Annotated in this window: 16 protein-coding genes; 7 read left to right on the top strand and 9 right to left on the bottom strand. The window is 60.6% G+C overall.

Annotation, left to right across the window (positions count from 1 at the left end; translation table 11 throughout):
• Positions 1-238: 238 nt before the first annotated feature.
• Positions 239-1,666, bottom strand: a complete 1,428-nt coding sequence (locus tag ACZ5FP_RS09725) for an MFS transporter (RefSeq protein ID WP_464659830.1) — start codon at positions 1,664-1,666, stop codon at positions 239-241.
• A gap of 118 nt (positions 1,667-1,784) precedes the next feature.
• Between ACZ5FP_RS09725 and ACZ5FP_RS09720 the strand changes: the two genes are divergently transcribed.
• Positions 1,785-2,420, top strand: coding sequence for a helix-turn-helix transcriptional regulator (locus tag ACZ5FP_RS09720; protein ID WP_464659828.1), 636 nt, complete (start codon positions 1,785-1,787; stop codon positions 2,418-2,420).
• On the opposite strand, the gene ACZ5FP_RS09715 is transcribed toward ACZ5FP_RS09720, so the two are convergent.
• From ACZ5FP_RS09715 to ACZ5FP_RS09700, 4 genes are all read right to left on the bottom strand, one after another.
• On the bottom strand, positions 2,399-2,944 hold the full coding sequence (locus ACZ5FP_RS09715; protein WP_464659826.1) for a GNAT family N-acetyltransferase: 546 nt from the start codon (positions 2,942-2,944) through the stop codon (positions 2,399-2,401). The genes ACZ5FP_RS09720 and ACZ5FP_RS09715 overlap by 22 nt on opposite strands.
• A 2-nt stretch (positions 2,945-2,946) precedes the next feature.
• Positions 2,947-3,537, bottom strand: coding sequence for a hypothetical protein (locus tag ACZ5FP_RS09710; protein WP_464659825.1), 591 nt, complete (start codon positions 3,535-3,537; stop codon positions 2,947-2,949).
• Between the two features lie 3 nt (positions 3,538-3,540).
• The gene (locus tag ACZ5FP_RS09705; RefSeq protein WP_464659823.1) at positions 3,541-3,990 is read right to left on the bottom strand and encodes a DNA polymerase III subunit chi; all 450 of its coding nucleotides are present in this window, start codon (positions 3,988-3,990) and stop codon (positions 3,541-3,543) included.
• 211 nt (positions 3,991-4,201) lie between these two features.
• A complete protein-coding gene (locus ACZ5FP_RS09700) occupies positions 4,202-5,698 on the bottom strand; it encodes a leucyl aminopeptidase (RefSeq protein ID WP_464659821.1) in 1,497 nt (498 codons plus the stop codon).
• 269 nt (positions 5,699-5,967) lie between these two features.
• On the opposite strand from ACZ5FP_RS09700, the gene ACZ5FP_RS09695 reads away from it, so the two are divergent.
• The 6 genes from ACZ5FP_RS09695 (at position 5,968) to rsmA (ending at position 13,571) form a co-directional block, all read left to right on the top strand.
• Positions 5,968-7,179: an LptF/LptG family permease gene (locus tag ACZ5FP_RS09695; protein WP_464659819.1), complete on the top strand. Its 1,212-nt coding sequence runs from the start codon at positions 5,968-5,970 to the stop codon at positions 7,177-7,179.
• On the top strand, positions 7,176-8,264 hold the full coding sequence (gene lptG, locus ACZ5FP_RS09690) for an LPS export ABC transporter permease LptG (RefSeq protein ID WP_464659817.1): 1,089 nt from the start codon (positions 7,176-7,178) through the stop codon (positions 8,262-8,264). Before ACZ5FP_RS09695 ends, lptG begins: the two co-directional genes overlap by 4 nt.
• A gap of 1 nt (position 8,265) precedes the next feature.
• On the top strand, positions 8,266-10,608 hold the full coding sequence (locus ACZ5FP_RS09685) for an LPS-assembly protein LptD (RefSeq protein WP_464659815.1): 2,343 nt from the start codon (positions 8,266-8,268) through the stop codon (positions 10,606-10,608).
• 156 nt (positions 10,609-10,764) lie between these two features.
• On the top strand, positions 10,765-11,712 hold the full coding sequence (locus ACZ5FP_RS09680) for a SurA N-terminal domain-containing protein (RefSeq protein ID WP_464659813.1): 948 nt from the start codon (positions 10,765-10,767) through the stop codon (positions 11,710-11,712).
• A 15-nt stretch (positions 11,713-11,727) separates the two neighbouring features.
• Positions 11,728-12,753: a 4-hydroxythreonine-4-phosphate dehydrogenase PdxA gene (pdxA, locus tag ACZ5FP_RS09675; protein ID WP_464659812.1), complete on the top strand. Its 1,026-nt coding sequence runs from the start codon at positions 11,728-11,730 to the stop codon at positions 12,751-12,753.
• Positions 12,750-13,571, top strand: a complete 822-nt coding sequence (gene rsmA / locus ACZ5FP_RS09670) for a 16S rRNA (adenine(1518)-N(6)/adenine(1519)-N(6))-dimethyltransferase RsmA (protein ID WP_464659810.1) — start codon at positions 12,750-12,752, stop codon at positions 13,569-13,571. The genes pdxA and rsmA overlap by 4 nt, the downstream gene beginning before the upstream one ends.
• Before the next feature lie 199 nt (positions 13,572-13,770).
• Here rsmA and gmk read toward each other — a convergent pair whose 3' ends face one another.
• The 4 genes from gmk to fabF form a co-directional block, all read right to left on the bottom strand.
• Entirely contained in the window at positions 13,771-14,427 is a 657-nt protein-coding gene (gene gmk / locus ACZ5FP_RS09665; RefSeq protein WP_105735787.1) for a guanylate kinase, read from the bottom strand.
• A 2-nt stretch (positions 14,428-14,429) separates the two neighbouring features.
• Positions 14,430-15,317 (bottom strand): YicC/YloC family endoribonuclease, encoded by an 888-nt coding sequence (locus ACZ5FP_RS09660; protein ID WP_464659807.1) that lies wholly within the window; start codon positions 15,315-15,317, stop codon positions 14,430-14,432.
• 55 nt (positions 15,318-15,372) lie between these two features.
• Positions 15,373-16,599, bottom strand: a complete 1,227-nt coding sequence (gene mltG, locus ACZ5FP_RS09655; protein ID WP_464659805.1) for an endolytic transglycosylase MltG — start codon at positions 16,597-16,599, stop codon at positions 15,373-15,375.
• A gap of 94 nt (positions 16,600-16,693) precedes the next feature.
• Positions 16,694-17,956, bottom strand: coding sequence for a beta-ketoacyl-ACP synthase II (gene fabF / locus ACZ5FP_RS09650; RefSeq protein ID WP_223611243.1), 1,263 nt, complete (start codon positions 17,954-17,956; stop codon positions 16,694-16,696).
• Positions 17,957-18,051: the final 95 nt, after the last annotated feature.

Raw genomic sequence — 18,051 nt, 5'->3', positions numbered from 1 at the left:
GGAAGTGAGTTGACTGCAAAGAGCCATATTCTGCAATGCCTGTGACTAGCTTTACAACCAAACCACATCCCTCATGGTGAGCTTGTCGAACCACGCACCACGCACCATCACTCCTCATCACCAACAGCAAAAATCGCAAGAGAGGGGATTTGCAGGTCGAAATCCTCCCCTCTCCTGGATTTTCCGGATAATCCGGAACTGTCGCCCGCCCCTTGTCAGGGCGGGCTTTTTCGTGCCGCTACGGCAGATCGGCGGCGAACACCGTCTTCCTGCGCAACGGCAGGGCGAAACCAGCGATCATGGCGGCAAGGCCGATCATCGTCGAGACGGCAAAGATGATCATCGTCGCATCGCGCAAGGCTTCGGGGCTTGTTGCCTGGGGATAGCTGGCGGCATTGGCGACCAGACCGGCCACCGCAGCCCCGATGGCGTAACCGGCGGATTGCAGCGTCGGCAGGAGGGCGGAAGCCCGGTCGCGCTCGCCGTCACGCGCCGATTCCATCACGCTCTGGCTCAAAAAGCCCCAGCTGACCCCGAACCCCGCGCCGATGCTCATCTGGCCGACCAGAACCACACCCGGCAGATCGGCGGAGAAACCGAGCACGAGAACCGCAAGTCCCGTCACCAGCAGTACCGGTCCGAGCCGGATCATCCGCGAGCGGCGGCGCGGGTCCTGCACATTGGCCACCAGAATGGCAATGCTGCTCCAGGCGACGGCAAAGCTGGCGCTGAACGCACCGGCCATGGTCGGGCCATAGCCCCAGAGATTCTGCAGGGTCATGACGAGATAGACCGAGGTGGACGCCTGGGCGACGGGCATCAGCAGCACGATCCACAGGCCGATGCCGACCGTCGACGTCAAGGCAAAAGCATCGGACGGGAACAGCGGCGTGCGGCTGCGGCGGTCAACCGCAACGACGGCAATGAGAACGGCCGCAGCGCCAGCGACACACAGGACCTCCAGCGTCAGGGTCTGCATGATGCCGGCAAGCGCCACCAGCATGATGCCGCCGCCAATCGCCCCCAGCCGCAGGAAAGGCACGGACAGCGCTGCGGCTTCGGCCGCCGAACGCGGTACGATGCGGAACACCAGCGCGATGAAGATCAGCGCCATGGGTACATTGACGAGGAAAGCCGCGCGCCAGGATACGGTTTCCGTCAAAAGCCCGGCAACCAGCGGACCGCCGAAGGCCGCGATGGCCCAGACGACGGCTTCGGCGCCAAACACTTTTGCCACCAGGCGCGACGGGAACAGGTCGGGAATAAGGGCATAGCAGATGGCGGCGATCACGCCCTCGCCCAGCCCCTGCAGGGCGCGGCCGACAAGCACTTCCGTCATCGACGAGGCCAAGGCGGCAATCAGCGTGCCCGCGAGAAAGACGATGGCGGCGCCGACCAGCGCCCGGCGCGGACCGAGCCTGCCCTTCAGCAGCGCGCCGCTGGCACCGCCGACAATGGACAGGACGAGATAGAGCGTGAAGGCCCAGGAAATCAGCTTCAGCCCGCCGATCTCGCGCACCGCCGTCGGCAGGGAGGTGGAAACGAGAAAGCCGTTGAAGGCAAACAGCGCCACGCCGAGGCAAAGCGTCGTGGTCGCGGCGGAAAACTGCGGGGTCAACAGCTCGGACCAGCGGGCATCGCTGGCTGTATCGTCGGGGTCATGCATGGCGTCACCTCAATTAAATAAGCTTTGTGTTTTTATATTCCGCTTAATAAAATAAGCAATCGCTTTTTAAAAAGAATTTTGTTACATTGCCGACATGCAGGATCGAACGACAAACCGCATGCTCTATTCCCTGAAAGTCGCCGGCGCGCAGACTGCCGCGTCCCTGGCGGATCGTCTCGGCATTACCTCCGTCGCGGTGCGGCAGATGCTGGGACGGCTGCATGAGGATGGCCTCGTCGCCTTTGAAGACAGCCGCGAGACCGTCGGCCGCCCGAAACGCTTCTGGCACCTGACCGAGGAAGGCAACGGGCAGTTTCCCGACAACCATGCGGCGCTGACGGCCGATATCCTCGCATCCGTGTCAGCCGTGTTCGGCGATGCGGGGCTCGACAAGCTGATCGCGCACCGTGAAGCCGCTACGCTCGACCACTATCGCACGCAACTCGCCGACGCGGGCTCCCTTGAGCAACGGGTGCAGCGTCTGGCGGAAATACGCTCCGCCGAAGGGTACATGGCGCAAACCACCCGGGATGCGGCGGGTGCGCTGGTTCTGGTGGAAAACCACTGCCCGATCTGCGTGGCCGCCAGGGCATGCCAGAAACTGTGCCGGTCGGAGCTCGATGTGTTTCAGGCAGCGCTCGGTCCCGATGTCGAGATCAGGCGCTTCGAGCATATATTGAAGGGCGCCCGGCGCTGCGCCTACCGGATCACGGAAAGGCCGGGGGACAGCCCTCAGCTGGCAATGAAGCTGTAGAGCATCGGGCTCATATAGCCTTTCCCGACGCGCCAATAATCGCGCATCGGCCCGCCCTCGCATTGAAAGCCGAGCCGTTTGGCCAGCCGGATCGAAGCGGTGTTGTCGGGATGGATGATCGCCGTGATGCGATGCGCCTTCAGATGGGCCACGCAATAATCCATCAGGGTCTTGACCGCCTCGCTCATCAGTCCCTGCCCGTGCCACTCGCGGCGCAGGATGTAGCCGATTTCAAGCCGGTGATTGCTGACCTCGCGGTGATGGTAGTTCACCATGCCGATGCACTCGTCCGTGATCCTGTCGGCCACCGCCCAGGCCATCGAATCGTAGGGCGATGTGGTCTTTGCCAGGATGCGCAGGCATCGCCGCGTTTCCTCCATCGTCGTGCAGGCGGTAAAGCCCCAATACTGCGTCAGCGTTTCGTTCGCGAGGCAGGCGTGCAGCCCGGCTTCATCGCGGCTTTCGAACGGACGCAGGCGCAGGCGCGGCGTCAGCAGTGTCGGGCAGGCATTGCTCGGCGACACGATCACCGTCCCCATTTGGGCGCTGGCGGCGTGCTGTTGGGGTTGGCCTTGCGGCGTCCCAGGCGGATCAGGCCGAAAATGCTGACGGCGATCATGGTCAGGCCAGCCGGAACGAAGCGCTTGTCGATGCTCACCGCCCCCTTGCGCAGGACGATATCCACCTGCGCCACGTCGAGGCCATCGGCATCGCCGGGTCCAATCTTGATGGTATAGTCGCCCGATACCACGGGATCGATATCGCCGATCCGGTCGCGATAGAAACGCGGCCTCTGCGGCGATCCCCTGTTGGCGGCCTGCGCATTGACATAGGAAAGCGTCTTGACCAGCACGTCCCGGCCGTCCCGCGATACGACCGAGGTCAGGGCGGTGCGCCCTTCGGCCGGAATGAAACTGCGTAGTGGCTGCATGTCGGCAAAGATCCGCACCGGGCCATCGCTGGCCTTCAACGAAACCGTCACGGGTTTGTACGGGCCGGGCCGGTCAAACACCCGCCACGACCCCAGCTCGCTGCCGGAAAAATTATAGGCGTACCAGGGATAGCCAATTCCAAGCGCCACACCGGCGAGCAGGAGCAACAGCAGCAGCTTGCGCATCTCTCAGGCCTTCTTTTCCCAGCGGCCTTCGGCATTCTGCTGCCAATAGGTCAGCGTGTGCCCCCCGGCCTTCAACTGCTTCCACTGCTCTCGCGCCTGTTCAAGCTGCATCTGGTCGTGCCCGTCGAACATCAGCACGAGCCGTTCATAGGCTTCCACATGCACCGGAACCGCGCCATCCACCAGAAAGCGCACCGTGGCCCCATTCGGATTGCCCTCGCCCGTGGTCAGTATCACCGGCTGCTCCTCCGGGTGCGGCTCCTGATCCGTGGCATGGGCCAGAAACGACGCATCCGACCAGGTCCACAGATGATTGTCGAGACTGTCGCGCCGCTCCTGCGATCCGGTCTGGATGACCACCTTCCACTGGCGGCTCAGCGAGCGCTCGACCAGACCCGGAAGCGCGTTTTCCAGTGTCGATTCAGTCAGGTGGTAGAAGAGGATTTCGGTCATTGTCTCTCTTGGCTCAAAAACGCGCCAGTGTCACTTCGTTCAAGCAGTCCTGGACCGATTCGTCAAAGAATGGGTGGTGCGTGGTTCGACAAGCTCACCATGAGGAATGTGATTTGGTTGCAATGCCAATCGCGAGCGTCGCGGAATAAGGCTCCCTGCAATCCACTCCGTCCCTCATGGTGAGCTTGTCGAACCACGCACCACAGTCTCGTCAGCCTTCGAAATTGTCCTGGACCAGCCGGTCAAGCAGGCGGACGCCGAAACCGGATGCCCACGACTGGTTGTAGTCGCTGGCCGGTGTGCCCATGGCGGTACCGGCGATATCCAGATGCGCCCAGGCCGTATCCCCGACAAACCGCTTCAAAAACTGCGCTGCGATGATGGCGCCGCCAAAGCGGGTGCCGATGTTCTTCATGTCGGCGTTCTTGGTATCGATCAGCTTGTCATATTCCGCGCCGAGCGGCATGCGCCACACTTTCTCGCCGGTCGACTGCCCCGCATCGAACAGCTGCGCCGCCAGCGTGTCGTCATTGGAGAACAGCCCCGCATGCGACTGGCCGAGCGCAACCATGATCGCACCGGTCAGTGTGGCGAGGTTGACCATGAATTTCGGCTGGAAACGCTCGTTGCAATAGTAAAGCGCATCCGCCAGCACCAGCCGGCCTTCCGCGTCGGTGTTGAGCACCTCGATGGTCTGGCCCGACATGGAGGTGACGATGTCACCGGGACGCTGGGCGTTGCCGTCGACCATGTTTTCAACGAGGCCGACGATGCCGACCACATTGACCTTGGCCTTGCGGCTTGCCAGCGTGTGCAGGAGGCCGGTGACGGCGGCCGCACCGCCCATGTCGCCCTTCATCTCGTCCATGCCGGCGGCCGGCTTGATCGAGACGCCGCCGGAATCGAACACCACGCCCTTGCCGACGAAGGCGATGGGCGCTTCCTTGCCCTTGCCGCCCTGCCATTCCATGATCGCAAGCCGTGCCGGGCGCACCGACCCTTGGGCGACACCGAGCAGCGAGCCCATGCCCAGCTTCTTCATATCCTTGGGGTCGAGAATCTCGACCTTCACATCGAGCTTCTTCAGTTCCTCGATACGTTCGGCAAATTCAACCGGTCCGAGAATATTGGCGGGTTCATTGACGAGGTCGCGCGCCAGGATGACGCCTTCCGCCACGGCTTCGGCATTGGCAAAGGCCTTCTTTGCCGCCTGCGGATCGGCCACGAGAAGGGTGATCTTGGCCGAGGACTTGTCGTCCCGGCTGTCGTCATTCCTGCCCTTCTTCGTCTTGTACTTGTCGAACGTGTAGGCGCGCAGCAGGATGCCGAGCGCGAAATCCGCGGCATTTTCACCCGACACGTCCGTATCCGGCAACGCCAGAACCACGGAAACATGCTTGGCCTTGCCGATCTTCGAGAAGGCGGAACCGCCCAGTTTCAGCCAGTCATCGGCTTTCAGCTTGGCCGGATCGCCGGTGCCGACCAGGACCAGGCGGTCAAGCTCGGTGCCGCCAGGTGCAAGCGTGCTCAGGCTCGCTGCAAGTTTTCCCTTGAAATCCGAGACATCGATGATACGCGACAGCAACGCCTGCCCGACGACAGATTCGGCTTCCTGCGCGGCCTTGCCTTCGGCTGCCAGAAGCAAAATTGCGGTTCCGTTTTCGACGGCAGCAAACTTTGCAAAACTGATGGATGGTCGTTTGGACATGATATCTCCAGATTGAACAAATTGTGACTTCCTAATTCATCAAAGTTGATGAATGAAGTGGGTAACGATAGGTATCGGGCGCTAACACCTTGTTAACCAGCTTTCTTCGCCTATTTTTAGCCAAGCCTGACTAGATTGAACATATAACGGGTTCGTCCCATAGTGCGGCAAAATAATGCCATGGATTGCATGGCATACATGAAATGGTCGTTCATCCGTGAGCGGCAAGTCGACAAACAAGGTGGCGGAACTCTTTTGCGAAACATGACATGCGCCTGATTGAGTATTACATCTTGCGACGCATCGTCGTCATGTTTCTGGCAGTCCTCCTGTCAGCAGTCGGCATTACGTGGATCGTCCAGGTCCTCGGCCGCATCAACTTCCTGACCACCAGCGGCCAGAGCTTCTTCTACATCCTGAAGTTCAGCTCCAACCTGCTTCCCGCCGCTTTTCCCGTCGTCATGCCGTTCGCGCTGGTCATTGCCGTGACGCAGACGCTGTCGACGATGAACCAGGATTCGGAACTCGTCGTCATCAACGCCTCGGGCGCGCCGCGCTCCACGGTCATCCGGCCTGTCCTGCTCTTTGCCGTCGTCGTCGCCGGTCTTTCATTCGTCATCGCCAATTTCATCGCCCCGTATTCGCAGATGAGCATGCGGCAGATGCTGGCCGACGCCCGCTCCGACGTGATCAATCTCGTCGTGCAGCAGGGCTCCTTACAGCGGCTGGACAAGGATCTCTATCTGCAGATTGAAAGCCGCGATGCCAACGGCGCCATCAAGGGCCTGTTCGTGTCCGATTCGCGCGATCCGGTGACCGACCTCCTCTACTATTCGAAGGACGGCCTTGTCGTCGACAAGGGCAACCAGAGCCTCTTGGTCATGAAGGACGGCGAAATCGACCGCCGCGACGTGAAGACCGGCGATGTGTCGATCATCAAGTTCAACACCTATGCTCTTGATCTTGCTGAATTTTTGCCATCGGACGACAAGGACGTCACCATCTTCCCGAAAGATCGTCCGCTGAACTATCTGATGAACCCGGATCCGAACGATACGGTCTACCAGCAGAAACCGCTGCGCTACACCTCGGAGCTGGCCAAACGGCTGACCGACTGGATGTATCCCATCGTTTTCGCCTTCATTTCGCTGGCCGCCGCCGCGGATTCGCGTTCGCACCGCGAGGCGCGCATTTCAGCCTCCTTCACGGCGATCACGTTGAGCCTGATCGTCTTCTGGATCAGCTATTCCAGCGGGCAGGCTTCGGAAAAGAATGAAAACGTCATTCCCTTCCTCTTTGTTTTCCCGGTTCTTGTTACCCTGTCGGCCATCTATGCATTGGCGACGAATCGTCAGATCGGCATGCCGGCAAAGCTGGCCGACTTCTTCAAGAACGGGTTTTCGTCACCACAGGCGGCCCTTGCAGGTGTCAGGACAAAGCTGCTAAATCCCCGCTCCGGACGTGGAGCGCGTGACGAATGATAGGCTGGACACTCGGACGTTACTTCTTTCTCCGCTACGTGACGATCACCTGCTATTTCCTCATGGGAAGTTTTGCGCTCGCCCTCATCCTCGATTTCACCGAGCTGTCGAGCAAGCTGGCCGCCCTGCCGGAATATTCCTCCATTCAGGCATTCGGCCTGTCCGTGATGCGCATTCCCTACATCATGCAGCAGGTGTTTCCGTTCATCGCGCTGTTTTCGGCGATGACCACGCTGATCTCGCTCAACCGGAAGTACGAGCTTGTCGTGGCTCGCTCCGTCGGTGTCTCGGCCTGGCAGTTTCTCCTGCCCGCCTGCACCGGTGCGTTTTTGTTCGGCCTTCTCGCCGTCCTGATCGTCAATCCCCTCGCCGCCTATGGCTTTGAGAAAAGCGAGGCCGTACAGGCGGCCTGGCGCAGCGGAAAAACCAACGATACAACCGATGCTCGCGTGCCGTGGCTGCGCCAGAAAACCGATGAAGGCGAGACCATCATCGGTGCCAAGGATGTCGTCAACCGCGGGTTGCGTTTGGTCGATGCTTCCTTCATCCGGCTGGACAAGAACAAGGACATTATCGAGCGTCTCGACGCCAAAACCGCTGACCTGGAAGACGGTTACTGGCAGTTGACGGACGTGACGAAATTCGTGCTGGGCGAGACACCTGTTTCACCGGGCGATGTCCGCATCGCAACGCATCTTCGGCCTGAATTCGTTGAAGAAAGTCTGGCCCGGCCCGAGACAATTCCTTTTTTTGAGCTGCGTAACAAAATTGCCGCAGCTCGCTCTTTTGGCTATCCAGCCAATGCTTTTGACATGCATTTCCAGTCTTTGCTGGCTTTGCCTGCCCTTTTAATGGCGATGACCCTAATCGCCGCGACGGTTTCGCTGAAATTTGTTCGCTTTGGCCAATCTGGAACGATGATTCTGGGTGGCGTCCTCGCGGGCTTCGTGCTTTATGTCGTCACAGTTGTGGTCAAGGCATTCGGAAATGCGGGATTCGTTCCGCCTTTCGTTGCCGCTTGGACTCCGGTCCTGATCGCAACTTTTTTTGGGGTCTCCTTTCTGCTGCACAAGGAGGATGGTTAGAGTGGGATTGAATGTAACGCGCTCGGTGTTGCCGACGTGGCTCGCACGGCTTATGTGCGGGACGGCCGTGCTATGCCTTGCAGGCGGGATTTCATTCCCGGCCTTGGCCCAGACAAATGATGCCCTTGCAGGTAATTTCAAGACGAATCCGAATGCGCAGATGCTGCTGGAATCGGATGAACTCGTCTATGATATCAATGCCAAGACGATTTCAGCCGTCGGCGGCGTGAAGATCGAATATGACGGCAACCGCCTCGTTGCCCGTCAGGTTACCTATGACCAGAAGACCGGCCGCCTGAAGGCCGTCGGCAAGGTCGAGATCGTTGAAAAGGACGGCAACCGCATCTATGCGGAAAATCTCGATGTCACCGATGACTTCAAGGAAGGTTTCGTCAACACGCTGCGCGTCGAGGCTGCGGATAACACGCGCTTCGCGGCGGAAAGCGCCGAGCGCATCGGCGGCGAAATCACCAAGTTCAACAACGGTATTTATACCGCCTGCGAACCCTGCCGCGACAAGCCGGGCAAGGCTCCGCTCTGGCAGGTGCGCGCCCAGAAGATCGTCTGGAACGGTAAGAACAAGACCATCCGGTTCGAGCGCGGACGCTTCGAGCTGTTCGGCATGCCCCTGGCCTTCCTGCCGGCGTTTGAAATTGCCGATCCGACCGTGAAGCGCAAAAGCGGCTTCCTGATGCCGAGCTACAAATACGAGACGAATCTCGGCTATGGCGTCAGCGTTCCCTATTTCTGGGCGCTCGCTCCCAATTATGACCTGACCCTCACAGGCACCGGCTATACGAAGCAGGGCTTCCTTGCCGACGCGGAATGGCGCCATCGCCTGGAAAACGGCGAGTACAGCATCCGTGTCGCCGGCATCAGCCAGCGCAAGCCCGGTGAGTTCGATGTGACCGATCAGGTCGATCAGGACAATACCGGCCGCGGCATGATCGGTTCGAAGGGTGCGATTCACATCAACCCGCGCTGGACCCTCGGCTGGGATGCGATGGTGCAGTCGGACAAGGCCTTTGCCTACCGCTATGGCCTCGAAGGCTATGCGGACTACAACAAGACCGACCAGATTTACCTGACCGGCCTGCATGACCGGAACTATTTTGACCTGCGGCTCTACAAGTTCCACGTTCAGGAAGGCTGGAGAGATTCAGACCCCAATTCCTATGAGAACAAGCAGCCCTGGGTTCTGCCAAGTCTCGACTACGCCTATATCCCTACCCAGCCTCTTGCCGGCGGCGAGTTGAACTTCAACTTGAACGTGCAGGCGCTGTATCGCGACAAGGAAGATGGCACGGCATCGACAGGTCTGACACGCTCCGGCTATCTCTCTGGCATCAAGGGCAATGACGGTCGCATCACCGGCGAAGTCGAGTGGAAGCGTACATTCATTACCGATAGCGGCCTTGTCCTGACGCCCATTCTCGCCCTGCGCGGCGATGGCATGTATGTCGACTCGAATTCCGTTGGCGTCAATCGCGATCAAGCCTTTCGCGGCATGGCAACCGCCGGGCTCGAAGCCAAATACCCGATCCTGTTCACGGCAGCCAATTCAACCCACGTGCTTGAACCGACGGCACAGCTCTTTGTCCGCAACAACGAGCCCTATGCCGGCCAGATGCCGAACGAAGATGCGCAAAGCTTCGTCTTCGATGCCTCAAGCCTGTTCGAACGGGACAAGTTCTCGGGTTACGACCGCGTCGAGGGCGGCACACGCGCCAATCTGGGTATTCGTTATTCCGGTACGTTCAACAACGGCCTGTCGCTCAACGGTATTGCCGGCCAATCGTTCCAGCTGGGCGGCATGAATTCCTTTGCCTCGCAGGACTTTGTCAATGCGGGCGCGGAATCGGGACTGGAAACGGCACGTTCCGACTATGTTGCGATGATCGGCGCCAACTACGGCGCCTATACGCTGACGACGGGCGGCCGCTTCGACAAGGATACGTTCGAGGTTCATCGTGCCGAAGTCGCAGCGACGGGCGCCGGCAAGTACGGCTCGGTTTTCGGGAAATACGCATTCATCGGCGCTCAGCCCACCTATGGCTTCACCGAGGACAGGCAGGAAGTCACCCTCGGCGGCACGGCCAAGCTGACACCAAACTGGCGTCTTCTCGGCTCGGGCACCTACGATATCGTGCATGACACACTGGTGAGGCGCACGGCGGCAATTGCCTATGACGATGAGTGCTTCACCTACCAGATGTACTATACGCAGCAACGGCCTATCACCGGCACTGGCACAGCCGGCGACACGACAACAACATACGGTTTCCAGATCTCCTTCCGCACGCTGTGGGAATTCGGCAAGCCTGTCGATATTGGCGGCATTTGATTATTTCTTTTCAACTGGCCGCCCTTGCGGCCAGTCATGCTTTTGCCTTAGTAAAACGGCAATAAGAACGGAAATGAATCTCACAGGAATGGATTTTACCGGTCATTTTTGTCAAAATGGTCAAAAGAGATCCATAATGATCGGATAATGTGGAACATGATGGTGAGGAAGCACATTCTTGCGGCGGCGATTGTTACCGCTTTGGGCTCGGGCCTGGCGGCGGGCATTTCGCTGCCTGCGCAAGCGAGCGACGTCAAGGTAATCGTCAATGGAATGCCGATTACCGATTATGACATTGCCCGGCGCGCGGCCTTTCTGAAGCTGCAGCACAAGAAGGGCAACCTGTCGCAGATGGCGCGGGAGGAACTCACCGACGACATGCTGAAACGCCAGGAAATGCGGCGGCTGAACATCGTCGTTTCCGATACCGAAGTGAATCAGGCTTTCGAGCGCTTTGCAACCAACAACAAGATGACCCTTGCCCAGCTCACCGGTGTCCTCGACAAGGCCGGTGTGACTGCCGACCATTTCAAGGAATATATCCGCCTGCAGATGGGCTGGGGCCGTGCCCTCAGCACCCGCAACCGGTCGCAGGGCGGCAGCCGCGTGTCCGAGCAGGATGCCGTGCAGCGCATGCTGAAGGACGGCGGCAAGAAGCCCGTCTCGACCGAATTCACATTGCAGCAGGTCATTTTCGTTGTTCCGGCCGCCGATCGCGCCAACATCGCCAAGCGCCGCAACGAGGCCAATGCGCTGCGCGCCAAGTTCAACGGCTGTGACTCAACGCGCGATATGGCCAAGGGCATACTGGACGTGACCGTCCGCGATCTCGGCCGTTTCGTCGAACAGGAACTGCCGCCGGAATGGTCGAAACAGGTCACCGCCACTTCGCCCGGACACGCGACCACCACACTCGACACCGACAAGGGCGTCGAATTCCTCGGTGTCTGCGCAACGCGCCAGCTTTCCGATGACCGCGTCGCCCGCCTTGTTTTCTCGCAGGAAGCGGCAGCGGCCAACCAGAAGCCCGATGCCACGGCGGAAGCGGTCAACAAGCAATATCTCGATGATCTGCGGAAAAAGGCATCCATCGTCAACCGATGATGGTATTGCCTTCCCATGAGCAGCATCCTCGCCGTAAGCTCCGGTGATCCCTCCGGAATCGGACCTGACATAGCGCTTGCCGCATGGGCATTGCGCGCGTCGGTGCGTCCGCCGGCGTTTTTTCTGCTTGGCGACGAAAAGCTCATTGCCGCACGTGCGGCACGGCTCGGCATGGATTGCCCCATCGAAATCACCACGCCTGAAGATGCCGACAGGGTTTTCGGGCGGGCTTTGCCGGTTGTTCCCCTGCAAAACCGGCAAATCGACCGTCCCGGCATTCCGCTCGCCGAAAATGCCGCCGGAACGATCGAGGCGATCGAGCGCGCCGTCGAATACACGCTTTCCGGCCGTGCCAGTGCCGTTGTCACCTGCCCTATCGCCAAGAAGCCGCTCTACGAGGCGGGGTTCCGCTTTCCCGGCCATACGGAATTCCTGGCGCATCTGGCCAGTGAACGGTTCGGCCGCGAGGTCACACCAGTGATGATGCTGGCAGGGCCCCTGCTGCGCGCGGTTCCCGTGACCATCCACATTGCGCTTGCCCGGGTTCCCGAGGTGCTGGATACCGCCCGGATCGTCACCATTTCACGCATCACGGCGCAGGCGCTGAAAAACCAGTTCGGCATTGCCAATCCGCGCCTTGCCATTGCCGGGCTCAATCCGCATGCGGGCGAAGGCGGCGCCATGGGCCTGGAAGACGAAGAGATCGTCCGCCCGGCGGTTGAGATCCTGCGCAAGGAAGGCATCGATGCACGCGGGCCGCTGCCGGCCGACACGATGTTCCATGCGGCGGCGCGTGCCAGCTATGACGCGGCGATCTGCATGTATCACGACCAGGCGCTCATCCCGGCCAAGACGCTGGGCTTCGACGACAGCGTGAACGTGACGCTCGGCCTGCCCTTCGTGCGCACCTCGCCCGACCACGGCACCGCATTCGATATCGCCGGATCGGGCAAGGCCAAGCCGGACAGCTTCATCGCCGCATTGCGCCTGGCGGGTGAACTCGCCTCCCATCGCTCCAACCCGGAAAACAACGCCGCATGAGCATCGACAGCCTCCCCCCTCTGCGCGATGTGATCGACCGGCACGAGCTGATGGCCAAAAAATCCCTCGGCCAGAATTTCCTGCTCGATCTGAACCTGACCGCCAAGATCGCGCGGCAGGCTGGCGATCTGCAGGGACAGACCGTCATCGAGGTCGGCCCTGGCCCCGGCGGCCTGACCCGCGCCCTGCTGGCGCAGGGTGCCCATGTGATTGCCATTGAACGCGACGAGCGCTGCCTGGCGGCGCTGCAGGAAATTTCCGATCATTATCCCGGCCGCCTGCAGGTCATATCAGGCGATGCGCTGGAGACGGATTTCAAGGCGCTGGCGGGAGACGGCACGGTCAAGATCGTCGCCAACCTGCCCTACAATGTCGGCACGCAGCTGTTGATCGGCTGGCTCTTGAGCGAGCCGTGGCCGCCCTTCTACGCCTCGCTGACGCTGATGTTCCAGCGCGAAGTGGCCGAGCGCATCGTGGCAAAGCCTGCCTCCGACGCCTATGGCCGCCTCGGCGTGCTGGCGGGCTGGCGCACGGAAGCCAAAATTACGTTCGACGTGCCGCCGCAGGCCTTTACCCCGCCGCCGAAGGTGACGTCCTCGGTGGTTCACCTCATTCCGCGCGCAAGCCCGCTGGCCTGCGATGCAACCATGCTCGGCCGTGTCACGCAGGCGGCCTTCGGCCAGCGCCGCAAGATGCTGCGCCAGAGCATCAAGCCGCTCGGCGGTGAAGCGCTGCTGGCCAAAGTCGGGATTGATCCCACACGCCGCGCCGAAACACTGTCCATTGATGAGTTTGTAGCGCTGGCCAACGCGGTTTAGGTGTGGGTTAGGGAAACCATTGGTAAATCTTGCATAACCACTGTGCGTGGTTCGACAAGCTCACCATGAGGGAATGGGTGGGCTGCAGGGCTAGCCGGAAACATTGCAGAATAAAGCTTCCTGCAATCCTCACTCTCCCTCATGGTGAGCTTGTCGAACCACGCACAATGTTCCTGCAGATATCAGATAACCTGCACCGTTAATCGATCTTCTCATCCAGGAGGCCGCTGACGAAATCGAACAGGCCGGGGCAACGGTCCCGGCGCAGGCGTTCGGCCGTCACGATGGACTGGACCTCGTGATAGGCACGTTCCAGATCCTTGTTGACGATGACGTAATCATAGGAACGCCAGCGTTCGATCTCGTTGCGCGCATTGCGCAGGCGCATGTCGATGACTTCTTCGGTGTCCTCGGCGCGGCGATGCAGCCGCAGCTTCAGGTCGGCCATGGACGGCGGCAGGATGAAAATGCTGACGACATCGCCCTTCATCTTGTCCTGCAATTGCAGCGCGCCCTGCCAGTCGATGTCGAACAGCATGTCCTGTCCGTCGGCCAGGGCGTTTTCCGCCGCCTCACGCGGCGTGCCATAGAAATTGCCATGCACCTCCGCCCATTCGATCAGTTCATCACTGTCGCGCAGGCGTTCGAATTCGCGCACCGAAATGAAATGATAATGCACGCCGTCGATCTCGCTGGCGCGGCGCGGACGGGTGGTGACGCTAATCGACAGCGACAGCTCCAGCTTTTCCTTGTCGTTGAGCAGCAGACGGGCAATGGTCGACTTGCCGGCACCCGATGGCGACGACAGCACCAGCATGAGGCCGCGGCGCTTGATGCTGTTTGAGGCGTTGAGCATGTTTACTCCAGATTCTGTATTTGCTCGCGCAATTGATCCACAACCGCCTTGAGGTCAAGTCCAATCGACGTGATGGAGGCCGCATTGGACTTGGAGCAGAGTGTATTCGCCTCGCGGTTAAATTCCTGTGTCAGAAAATCCAGCTTGCGCCCGACACCATTGCCATCGCGCAGCAGCGTGCGCGCGGCGGCCACATGCATTTCCAGACGGTCCAGCTCTTCCTGGATATCGGCCTTGGTTGCGAGAAACGCCGCCTCCATGTGCAGGCGCGCTTCATCGAGAGCCGGAGATGCATCGAGCAGCAGTGCAACCTGTGCCGCCAGTCTCGACCGGACGGCGTCGAGCGTCCGGCTCGGATCGCGCCGCGCCTCCCCGGTCAGCCGTTCCACCGCATCGATCTGGGTGCTCAGTATGTCGCCGAGCGCCTTGCCCTCGGTCTCGCGGTTGCGCGCAAGCTGCACCAGCGTCTCGTCGAGGACCGCCAGCACGGCCGCTTCGATCTCGGCCCGGTCTTCATCCGTCAACACGTCCTGCGGCGCTTCCAGAACGCCGCGCAGCGCCATCAGACCTTCCGGGGTGGACGGTGCCAGACCGAAGTCCGCACGCAGCTGGGCGGCGATCCCTGCCAATTCCCTCAGCAGCGGTTCGTTGATGAGCGCCCTGGCATCGCCGGCGCTGCGGTCAACGGTCAGGGCCGCCTGGAAATTGCCGCGCTTGAAATGCTGGCTGAACAGCGCGCGCGCCTTCTGCTCCACGGCTTCGAACCCCGCGGGCAGCCGGAACCGCACATCGAGCCCCTTGCCGTTCACCGATTTGATTTCCCATGAAATCTGCGCCCCGGCGCTGTTCCGGAGGTGACGGGCAAAACCCGTCATGCTTTGCAATGACATTTTTCCCCCAAAGTCCGAAAGGACAAAGGCCTGATCGAAACCAGGCCTTCAGACATTATTCCTGTGTCGGCGCGCTGTCGTCCGCCGCAGACGGCTTGGCATTCTTGTCGCCGGTGGCGGCCTTGGCGGCCTCGTCGACACGGTTCTTCTCGACGGTGCGCCAGCGCTTCACATTGTCGTTGTGGTCATCCAGCGTTTCGGCAAAGACATGCCCGCCGGTTCCATCAGCCACGAAGTAGAGGTCCTTGGTCTGCGAGGGGTGCGCAACCGCTTCCAGCGCATCGCGACCCGGATTGGCAATCGGACCGGGCGGCAGGCCATTGATCGTATAGGTGTTGTAGGGCGTCGGCTTCTCCAGATCCGATTTCAGGATTGGGCGGTCGGCCGGCTTGCCCTTGCCGCCGAACAGGCCATAGATGATCGTCGGATCGGACTGCAGGCGCATCCGCTTGTTCAGGCGGTTGATGAACACGGCGGCGACGCGCGGACGCTCATCGGCCTTGCCGGTCTCCTTCTCGACGATGGACGCCAGCGTGACGAATTCCTCGATGGTCTTGAGCGGGATGCTCTGGTCGCGGCGCGCCCAGATATCCTCGACCAGTTTCTTCTGGTCGGCCTGCATCTTCTTGATGATTTCCTCGCGCGTCATGCCGCGGGAGAAGCGCTGCGTGTTGGCGAACAGCGTGCCTTCCGCCGGAACGACCGCCGGCAATGCTCCCACCAGCGCATCGTCCTCGCTGACACGCTGCAGAATCTGGTCGACGGTCAGGCCTTCGGGAACAGTCAGCGAATGCAGGACAGACTTGCCGCTGCGCAGCAGGTCCATGATGTCACGCATCGAGGCGTGCGCCTTGATCTCGTACTCGCCGGCCTTCATGTCGCGCTGAAAGCCATAGGCCTGAACGCCATATTTGAACACGCGGCCATCGGTGATGATGCCGCGGCGTTCGAGGCCATCGGCGATTTCGACGATGCCGCTGCCGTTCTTGACGAGATAATTGGTGGTGACTTCCGTCGGGCCGGGTTCGTTGAAGGCGACCTTGCCGAAATAGACCGCGGCAGCGGCGGCAATCACCAGAAGCACCACGAGCGACAGCATGAAATTGGCGAAGACGACGATCTGGCTGCGCGCACGGCGCGAGCGGCGCCGGGGTGCGGGCGGCGGCGTGCCCGGTTCGGGGCGCAGGGCCTCCGATGCCGACTGCGGGACAATCGGATTGCGCTCCGGCGCGCTGGCGGCGGCTGAACCGTTCGTCTCTTCAGACTGCTGATCTGAGCTCACACGGGCACCTCGAGCATGTTTTTCCGGTTGGAACCGGTATTATTCTGATTGTGAATATGGCGAAAGCGCGAAAACGCTTCCGCCATTGCTTCAATCACTGTTGATAACGCCGCAAAACCAGCGAAGCGTTGGTACCGCCAAAACCAAAGGAATTGGAAAGAGCCACATCGACGGTGCGATGCCGCGGCTTGTGCGGGACCAGATCGATCTTTGTCTCGACCGATGGCTTGTGCAGATTGAGCGTGGCCGGAGCGACATTGTCGCGAATGGCCAGCGCACAGAAGATGGCTTCGGTCGAACCGGCTGCACCCAGGAGATGACCGATGGAAGACTTTGTCGACGACATCGACACTTTCGGAGCGGCATCGCCCAGAACACGTTCAACGGCCGCCAGCTCAATCGTATCGGCCATCGTCGATGTGCCGTGCGAATTGATGTAGTCGACCTGATCCGGGGTAATGCCTGCGCGCTTCAGCGCCATTTCCATGGAGCGCTGCGCACCCTCGCCGCTCTCCGACGGAGCGGTGATGTGGTAGGCGTCGCCGGACAGGCCGTAGCCGATGACCTCGGCGTAAATCTTCGCCCCGCGGGCCAGCGCATGTTCCAGCTCTTCCAGCACGACGATACCGGCACCCTCGCCCATGACGAAACCATCGCGGTCATCGTCGTAGGGACGCGAGGCCGCTGTCGGATCATCGTTGCGGGCTGTGGACAAGGCCTTGCAGGCGGCAAAACCGGCCAGCGAAATGCGGCTGACGGGCGATTCCGTTCCGCCGGCAACCATCACATCGGCATCACCGAAGGCGATGAGACGCGATGCATCGCCGATCGCATGCGCGCCGGTCGAGCAGGCGGTGACGACCGAATGGTTCGGGCCGCGCAGCTTGTGCTTGATGGAGACCTGGCCGGAAGCCAGATTGATCAGACGTCCGGGAATGAAGAACGGCGAAATGCGGCGCGGACCCTTGTCGCGCAGCGTATAGCCGGCTTCGACAATGCCCTCGAGACCGCCGATACCCGAACCGATGAGAACACCCGTGGCGATCTGATCCTCGTCGCTTTCCGGTGCCCATTTGGCATCGGCAAGCGCCTGGTCAGCGGCAGCCATGGCATAAATGATAAAGGGATCAACCTTGCGCTGTTCCTTCGGCTCCATCCAATCGTCCGGATTGAATGTGCCATCGGAGCCATCGCCGACTGGAATGCGGCAGGCAATCTTGCAAGGCAGATCTTCAACTTCAAACTCTGTGACCCGCCGGGCACCGCTCTGGCCAGCCAGGAGGCGGGACCATGTGTGCTCAACACCGGATGCAAGAGGAGAAACCAGCCCAAGGCCGGTTATGACAACGCGCCTCATGGCCGATCCTTCAATGTCATATTCAGCATGATATTTTCCAAGGGCCCTGCGCAGGTTCCGACAAAGGCAATCTGCCGCCTGTCAAAATTCCTGCG

Source organism: Phyllobacterium sp. T2-21, assembly GCF_055378485.1.
The sequence above is the reverse complement of the archived record's forward strand: the minus strand, read 5'-3'. Positions and strand labels throughout refer to the sequence as shown.